Origin of the sequence: uncultured Maricaulis sp. (assembly GCF_963976135.1) — a bacterium.
Taxonomy (GTDB): domain Bacteria; phylum Pseudomonadota; class Alphaproteobacteria; order Caulobacterales; family Maricaulaceae; genus Maricaulis.
In genome coordinates, this window is sequence record NZ_CAXBKN010000113.1 from 1 (window position 1) to 7617 (window position 7617).

At 62.6% G+C, this 7617-nt stretch carries 8 protein-coding genes; 4 read left to right on the forward strand and 4 right to left on the reverse strand.

Going from position 1 to position 7617, the window contains the following annotated elements; genetic code table 11:
- On the forward strand, positions 1 to 1047 hold a 1047-nt coding region (locus AAC023_RS12710), incomplete at its 5' end, for a 3-deoxy-7-phosphoheptulonate synthase class II (protein ID WP_339741568.1).
- Between the two features lie 93 nt (positions 1048 to 1140).
- Here the strand turns inward: AAC023_RS12710 and AAC023_RS12715 are convergent.
- From AAC023_RS12715 to AAC023_RS12730, 4 genes are all read right to left on the reverse strand, one after another.
- Positions 1141 to 1407, reverse strand: coding sequence for an HU family DNA-binding protein (locus AAC023_RS12715; RefSeq protein WP_091767795.1), 267 nt, complete (start codon positions 1405 to 1407; stop codon positions 1141 to 1143).
- A 446-nt stretch (positions 1408 to 1853) separates the two neighbouring features.
- A complete protein-coding gene (locus AAC023_RS12720) occupies positions 1854 to 2582 on the reverse strand; it encodes a DUF3667 domain-containing protein (RefSeq protein WP_339741569.1) in 729 nt (242 codons plus the stop codon).
- Complete coding sequence (locus AAC023_RS12725; RefSeq protein ID WP_339741570.1) at positions 2579 to 3574, reverse strand: NADP-dependent oxidoreductase; 996 nt, start codon at positions 3572 to 3574, stop codon at positions 2579 to 2581. The genes AAC023_RS12720 and AAC023_RS12725 overlap by 4 nt, the downstream gene beginning before the upstream one ends.
- A gap of 21 nt (positions 3575 to 3595) precedes the next feature.
- Positions 3596 to 4348: a hypothetical protein gene (locus tag AAC023_RS12730; RefSeq protein WP_339741571.1), complete on the reverse strand. Its 753-nt coding sequence runs from the start codon at positions 4346 to 4348 to the stop codon at positions 3596 to 3598.
- A gap of 72 nt (positions 4349 to 4420) precedes the next feature.
- Here AAC023_RS12730 and AAC023_RS12735 point away from each other — a divergent pair, with 72 nt between their 5' ends.
- The 3 genes from AAC023_RS12735 to AAC023_RS12745 form a co-directional block, all read left to right on the forward strand.
- On the forward strand, positions 4421 to 4924 hold the full coding sequence (locus tag AAC023_RS12735; RefSeq protein WP_339741572.1) for a GNAT family N-acetyltransferase: 504 nt from the start codon (positions 4421 to 4423) through the stop codon (positions 4922 to 4924).
- Positions 4925 to 5056: 132 nt separating this feature from the next.
- Positions 5057 to 5971: a Gfo/Idh/MocA family oxidoreductase gene (locus AAC023_RS12740; RefSeq protein ID WP_339741573.1), complete on the forward strand. Its 915-nt coding sequence runs from the start codon at positions 5057 to 5059 to the stop codon at positions 5969 to 5971.
- A gap of 42 nt (positions 5972 to 6013) precedes the next feature.
- The coding region (locus AAC023_RS12745) for an NAD+ synthase (protein WP_339741574.1) at positions 6014 to 7617 on the forward strand (1604 nt) is incomplete at its 3' end.

Sequence of the window (7617 nt, forward strand, 5' to 3'; positions counted from 1 at the left end):
GCCGGTCAGTTCGCCAAGCCGCGCTCGGCGGACATGGAGACGATCGACGGGGTCTCCCTGCCGAGCTATCGCGGCGACAGCGTCAATGACATGGCCTTCACGCCAGAGGGGCGTCAGCCCGATCCGCAGCGCCTCTTGCGCGCCTATGACCAGTCGGCCTCGACGATGAATTTGCTGCGTGCCTTTGCCTCGGGCGGCTATGCCGACCTGAATAATGTGCATCAGTGGACGCTCGACTATGTCAAGGACAGTCCCGCGAATGAACGATATATCGAGACCGCCAACCGGATTTCCGAAGCCCTTGCCTTCATGAAGGCCTGCGGTGTCGGCCGCGACAGCGCGCCCTCACTGGAGACGGTGGATTTCTTCACCAGCCATGAAGCCTTGCACCTGCCCTATGAGGAGGCGCTGACACGGCGCGATCCCAATTCCGGGCAATGGTATGCGACGTCTGCGCATATGGTGTGGATCGGTGAGCGGACGCGTCAGCTCGACGGTGCGCATGTTGAATATGCCCGCGGGATTTCCAATCCGATCGGCGTCAAATGTGGCCCGACCATGAAACCCGATGATCTGCTCGCTCTGATCGATGCGCTGAATCCGACCAATGAGGCGGGGCGTCTCGTCCTGATCACCCGGATGGGCGCCAATAATGTCCGCGAGAAACTGCCGGCCCTGGCCCGCGCGGTGACGCGTGCCGGACGCAAGGTCGTCTGGTCGAGTGATCCGATGCACGGCAATACGATGAAGACGGAGAGCGGCTACAAGACGCGCGATTTCGAGCGTGTCCTCAACGAGCTCGAAGGCTTCATGGATGTGCTCTACGCCGAGGGTGCCTATCCCGGCGGCGTCCATATCGAGATGACGGGCAGCAATGTCACCGAATGTGTCGGCGGTGCCAATGCGGTCACCGAGGCCGATCTGGCCTCGCGTTATCACACCCATTGCGATCCACGGCTGAATGCCGAGCAGGCGCTCGATATGGCCTTCCGGATCTCGGAATCGCTGAAGCGGGTCCGGACCAGCCGGGCGACCGACGCGGCCTGATTGCCGCTCTCTCAGGGGCTCTCCTGATCGTGCCATGAAAAACGCCGCCCGAATTGCTTCGGGCGGCGTTTCATCAGTGCTGTAAAGCGCTGATTAGATATCTTTGAGGGCAGCAGCCGGACGGAATGCCGCCTGGGTGCGAGCCTTCGACATCATCTTCTCGCCGGTACGCGGATTGCGCACTTCGCGAGCTTCACGATGCTTGGCGTGGAACGTGCCGAAACCGGCAAGCTGGACGCTGTCATTGCCTTTGACCGAACCGATGATGGCATCGATCGCAGCGTCGACGGCGTCGCCCGCTTGGGTGCGGGACAGGCCGGTCTTTTCGCTGACGGCTTTGGCGAGGTCTGACTTGTTCATAGGGTTCCCCCCAGTTTGTCGCGTTCCGGCCGACACGGTCATCGCATCTAGCCGGTTTTTCGCGTGTTCGTTGACCCGCCAACAAGGCCAACAACCGGGCCTGTTTGCAAGCCTCAACAGGTGAATCGGGCCGAAATCGCTGCATTTTTATAGGCAAAACCCTGAAATAGGGGCTGCGGCCCCGTAATTGCGTGCCTTGGAAGGCATGTTTCAAGGTGAACCAGACCCTAATATGCCCGCCGCGATTCGAGCGATTCGCGTGCTGCCCTTTGCTTTGGCGGCCGCTGTCGGCGCATATCTCCTGCTTGAGCGCTTCGGCGTTGGCCCGGACTGGGCCGCTGGATTCGCGGCCATTGCCGGCGGCTGGGTCCAGGGAAGATTGCAACGGCGCTGATCGCATCGGCTCCGTCAGCCCGGCGCGAGGTTGGGCAGCCGGCGGCTACCGGTCAGATAACTGCTGGATGCACCACTTCAAGCGCGTAGCGGATGGCGAGCATGAAGGTCACGATATTGGCCAGCATCGAGAGGATGAAAATCACCGTTGCGAGCAGAGCGGTCTTGAGCAGTGCCAGGGCCGTTGAGTCCGCGAATCCGGCGCGAATGACGGGATAGGCGACCAGGAAGACCAGGACGAAATTCACCGGCCCGGCATAGAGCAGGGCCCGGGCGTCGAAGGTCGAGAGCAGCAGAAAGAGCGTGCTGGACACGGCGAGCGCCGACACCGGGATGAAATAGCACTGCGTGGCGGTGATCAGGCTGAGCCGCGGCCGGAAGCGGCGCAGAATCGGTATGCCGATCAGGATGAAGGCCGAGGTGATCGGTACCGACAATGTGCCGGCCACGGCCGAGACCGTATTGGTCATGGCGACCATGTCGCGGCGGCCGGCAATAATGATCTGGTCCAGCGACTGGCCCATCGCCAGGAAGGCGCGAATAATCACCTCGCCGAACCCGCCCCAGATGATGGAGAGCAGGAACATCCAGGAGACGACACCAAACCAGACCCGCATCGGCGGCGTATAGGTGTCGCGATCGCCGGACAGAAAACTGCGGGCAACCGCGCCGGGGCGCAGGAATATGTCCCTCAAGGTCCTGAGGCTTCGATAATTGAAGCTCAGGACCTCGTCGAGAACGTCTTCGAGGACACGGCGTCCGGATTCGTCGTCCTGGCTCAAATCTTGACCAGCATCTTGCCCTTGTTGAGGCCCGAGAACAGACCGGTGAAGGCTTCCGGCGCCTTCTCGATGCCCTCAAGAATGGTTTCCGCCGGGGTGATCTTGCCGGCCATCATCCAGGTGCTCAGATCCTTGATGAATTCCGGCTGGATATTGAGGTGGTCGGAGACGATGAAGCCCTGGATACGCAGCGATTTGCCGACGATGAAGGTGAGATTGTCCGGGATCATCGCCGGTTCGGCGTCATTATAGCGCTGGATCATGCCGCAGGCGGCCATGCGGCCATACTGTTTGAGTGTATTGAGTGCGGCGGTGAAATGCGTGCCGCCGACATTCTCGAAATAGGTCTCGACGCCCTGGGGGGCGACCGCACGGATCGCGGCGGTGAGGTCGTCGGTCGCCTTGTAATCAATCGCGTGGTCGGCGCCGATCGATTTGACGTATTCGCATTTCTCGGCGCCACCGGCGGTGGCGATGACATTGGCGCCCATCGCCTTGGCGAACTGGATGCCTGCGGAGCCGACAGCACCGGCACCGGCCGACATCCACATGGTTTCGCCCGGCTGCAGGTCGAGGCAGCGCTTGATGCCGACATAGGCGGTGAGGCCCGTCAGGCCGGCAATGCCGAGAAAGGCTTGCGGCGGCAGGAGGCTGGTATCGATCTTCTGCACCGCCTTGCCCGAAGCGGTATAGGCTTCACGCCAGCCCAGCATCGACATCACGTGATCGCCGGGCTTGAGACCCTCGAAACGGCTCTCGACGACTTCGCCGACAGCGCCGCCTTCCATCACCGCACCGAGCTTGAACGGGTCGATATAGGTTTTGATGCCGCTCATCCGGCCGCGCATATAGGGGTCGACGGAGATATAGAGATTGCGGACCGTGACCTGGCCTTCAGCCGGTGCCGGCAGCTCGGTCTCGACCAGCGAGTAATTTTCGGTCTTCGGGGCGCCCTTGAGATAGGCGTTGAGGTGGATTTCGCGGGATTTCATGGGGGAGTTCCTTTTTGGACGTTATGATTGAAGAAGGTCTGGCAGGCTGAGGCCGAACTGGCTGTCCAGGATCCAGCCCGTCGCGAGCATCTGGCCGCCGCCGCTGATGATGAAGGTGAGGGGGAGCAGCAGGACAAACCCGGCGATTCGCAAGCTCGTGCCCAGAATCGAACGCGAATAGTAGCGGGCGAGAAGCCAGCCGGTCACGGCGAAATAGACGGCGAGCATTACAATCAACGCCATCAGCATCATGCTTTCGGAGGTCATCACGGCCGGAAGCATCAGGATGAAGGCGATTGTGCTCGCATTGGTCGGCACGAGGAAGACGCACAGATGCGCCCAGAACTTCAGTGAGGGGCGGTAAAGCTTGAGCAGGATGAGATAGGGCAGTGAACTCACGATCATGATCGGCCAGAGCACCAGACTCATCGTGTCCTCGATGGCGCGGTCGATGCTCACCGGGTCTTGGCCATCAAGCCAGCCGGCCAGGCGCTCAGGATCCATGCCCGCGGCAATCGATTCGATCGTCACACTCATCGGTGCGCCGAAAATGGCGGCGACGCCGAACTGGATGCCGAACAGCGCGACCATGACACGAATGGGCGAGATATAGCGTGTATAATCCCCCTCGATCGCGGCCAGGGCGACCTCGGGTGCGCGGACAAGGGAGTGCCAGAGCGTCCGGAATATCCGTGCGTCGACATCGAATGCGGCGACGGAAATCGAATTGACCAACTCGTAATCCGTTTCTTTTGATCGCGCTTCTTCTGCCACCACCCATCCCCTCCGGCCTTGCTTCATGGTAGAGCGCGAACGCCGGACCGCAAGTAGGGGAGGCTGACGCCAATGCAGAGCACCTCAAACAACCCCGCCGGGATATTCGTCCGCCGCGGTGAGCGCAGCGATATCGCGGCCCTGACCCGCGTCTTCTACCGCGCCGTGCGCGAAGGGGCGGGACCGGAATATTCGACCGAACAACGCGCCGCCTGGGCGCCGGCGCCGCCGGAAGTTGAGGCCTGGGACAAGCGTCTGACACCACAGGCGGTATTCGTCGCCGAGCTCGACGGCGCAGTGATCGGTTTCATGAGCCTACGCAGCGATGGCTATATCGATCTGGCCTTTGTCGATCCCGAACATATCGGCCATGGCGTGGCGCAGACTCTGTACGCCCAGCTGGAATTGCACGCCCGCGAGCAGGGGATGGAGCGGTTGTTCAGCGATGCCAGTGCCCGGGCCCGCATCCTGTTCGAACGCCAGGGATGGACGGTTGAGGCGGCGCAGAGGCCCGTGATTCGGGGTGTTGAAATGCATAATTACCGCATGAGCAAAGCCCTCACGGGTGAAGATTAGAGCGCACCGCCGGCCAGGATGGCGCGGTGCCGGGGTGTGACTGTGACTTGATCGCCCGGCCCGCGCTTGTATGGAGCCGGTATTGGCCCAGCGTGTTAGTGATCCGGGGACGAATTGAAGATGTCTGATTCCATGATTGTCAGGGCTGGCGTTGTCGGCGCCGGGGTCTTCGGCGGGTTTCATGCCGGCAAATATGCGGCCGACGAGCGCGCCCGGCTGGTCGGGATTTATGATCCGGATCTTGAGCGTGCCCGTGAGCTCGCGGCCCGGCATGGCGCCAAGAGCTTCGACACGCTTGCAGCCCTGATCGCCGCCTGCGATGCCCTGACAGTCGCCAGCCCCGCCGTCCACCATTTCGAGGCTGCTGCGGCCAGCCTGGCATCGGGCCGGCATGTGATGGTGGAAAAGCCGATTTCCTCTTCGGTCGAGGAAGCGCGCGAACTGATCGCGCTCGCCGCCGCCCATGGTTGCGTGCTGCAGGTCGGGCATCAGGAACGCTTTGTCTTCAATGCCATGGGCCTGTTCCAGGTGCCGGTCGCGCCGAAGCGGATCATCGCCCGGCGCATGGGGCCTCCGTCTGATCGTAATCTCGATGTTTCGGTGACGCTCGATCTGATGATCCATGATCTTGATCTGGCGATCGCCCTGGCCGGTGCCGCCGTGACCAAGGTCGAGGGCAAGGTCGATGAGGGCCGCTTCGGCCATCCCGACATTGCCGAGGCGGTGCTCACTTTCGAAAATGGCTGCGTCGCCGAGCTGGGCTCGAGCCGGGTGCATCATGAGCGCGATCGCAAGATGCGGGTCGAATACGAAGAGGGCGTGGTCGATGTCGATTTCATCGCCAAGACTTTTGAGAACACCACACCCTTCAAGCTCAATCCCGGCTTTGCCGATACCGAGATGGCGCGCGATTCGCTCGGCGCCAATGTGAAGGCCTTCATTGCCTCCGTGCTTGATGGCGCACCGGTCGCTGTGCCCGGCATTGCCGGTCTGCGCGCGCTTGATGCGGCCCGGGCTGTCGACGGGGCGCGGACCTACGGTTCCTGACGGCGCTTGCCGGACGCCACGCAGCGGGATAGATCGCGGGCCATGACCAAGACAGTGAAGATCCTTTCCGCCCAGCTCAACCCGGTGGTCGGCGATGTCGACGGCAATCTGGCCCGGGCCCGTGCTGCCCATGCCGATGCCCGTGCGCGCGGTGCCGATCTGATCGTGTTTCCCGAGCTTTTCCTGATCGGCTATCCGCCCGAGGATCTCGTACTCAAACCGGCCGCAGTCGATGCCTGCCAGCGCGCCCTCGATGCGCTCGCCGGGGAAACCAAAGCCGGTCCGGCCATCCTGATTGGCCTGCCCTGGCGTCAGGGAAAACTGCTGCACAATGCCGTTGCCCTGCTCGATGAGGGCCGGGTGTTTGCCCTGCGCTTCAAGCATGATCTGCCCAATTATTCCGTCTTCGACGAGAAGCGTGTCTTCGCCCGCGGCCCGATGCCGGAAATCGTCAAATGGCGTGGCATCAAGCTGGGCCTGCCGATCTGTGAGGACATCTGGTATGTCGCCGTGCCCGACAAGCTGATCGCCCAGGGCGCCGAGATGATGATCTCGATCAATGGCTCGCCCTGGCGGCGCACGATCGAGCCGGAACGCCAGCAGGCGTTTGAACGCTGGTACAGGCGCTGGTCCGGACCCAGGGCATTGATCTTCGTCAACCAAATCGGCGGCCAGGACGAGCTCGTTTTCGACGGCGCCAGCTTCTCGCGCGACAGTGATGGCGCTGAATGCCAGCGCCTGCCGGCTTTCGAGGAAAGCATGGATCTCGCGGTCTGGACGCGCGGCGAGGGCGGCTGGCATTGCGAGGGCGCGCAGCAGGCCCAGTCCGTCACCGGACTGGAGGCCGACTGGCAGGCGATGTGCCGCGGGCTCGGCGATTACGTCACCAAGAACGGTTTTCCCGGCGTTGTGCTCGGCATGTCCGGCGGTATCGACAGCGCCATCAGTGCAGCGATCGCCGTTGATGCGCTGGGGCCGGACAAGGTCTGGGCCGTGATGATGCCCTCGAAATATACCAGCGAGGAGAGCCTGGAAGACGCGAAGGATTGCGCCCGGCGTCTCGGCATCCGCTATGACATTATCGATGTCGAACCGGCGATTGCCAGTTTCGGTCAGGTGCTGGCGCCGGCCTTTGCCGGCACCGAGCCTGACGCCTCCGAGGAGAATATCCAGTCGCGCGTTCGCGGCGTCGTGTTGATGGGCCTGTCCAACAAGTTCGGACCCATGGTGCTCTCCACCGGCAACAAGTCGGAAATGGCGGTCGGCTATGCCACGCTCTATGGCGATATGAATGGCGGTTTCAACGCCCTCAAGGATATCTACAAGACCGAGGTCTATGAGCTGGCGCGCTGGCGCAATGAGGCGGCGGAGCCGATCGGGCTGGGCCCGGCCGGCGAGGTCATCACCCGGCGCATCATCACCAAGGCGCCCAGCGCCGAGCTCAGGCCCGACCAGACCGACCAGGACAGCCTGCCGCCCTATGACGTGCTCGACGCCATCCTTTACGGCCTGATCGAGGACGAGAAGGCGCCGCGCGATCTCGTCGCCGAGGGTTATGACGCCGCCACCGTCCGCCGGGTCGAAAACCTGCTCTACCGCGCCGAATACAAGCGCCGCCAGGCCCCGCCCGGGGTCAAGATCGGCCC

Coding starts and splice junctions, on each gene's coding strand:
- AAC023_RS12715 (WP_091767795.1), bottom strand. CDS start 1,407: ATGAACAAGTCAGACCTCGCCAAAGCCGTCAGCGAAAAGACCGGCCTG.
- AAC023_RS12725 (WP_339741570.1), bottom strand. CDS start 3,574: ATGAAATCCCGCGAAATCCACCTCAACGCCTATCTCAAGGGCGCCCCG.
- AAC023_RS12735 (WP_339741572.1), top strand. CDS start 4,421: ATGCAGAGCACCTCAAACAACCCCGCCGGGATATTCGTCCGCCGCGGT.
- AAC023_RS12740 (WP_339741573.1), top strand. CDS start 5,057: ATGATTGTCAGGGCTGGCGTTGTCGGCGCCGGGGTCTTCGGCGGGTTT.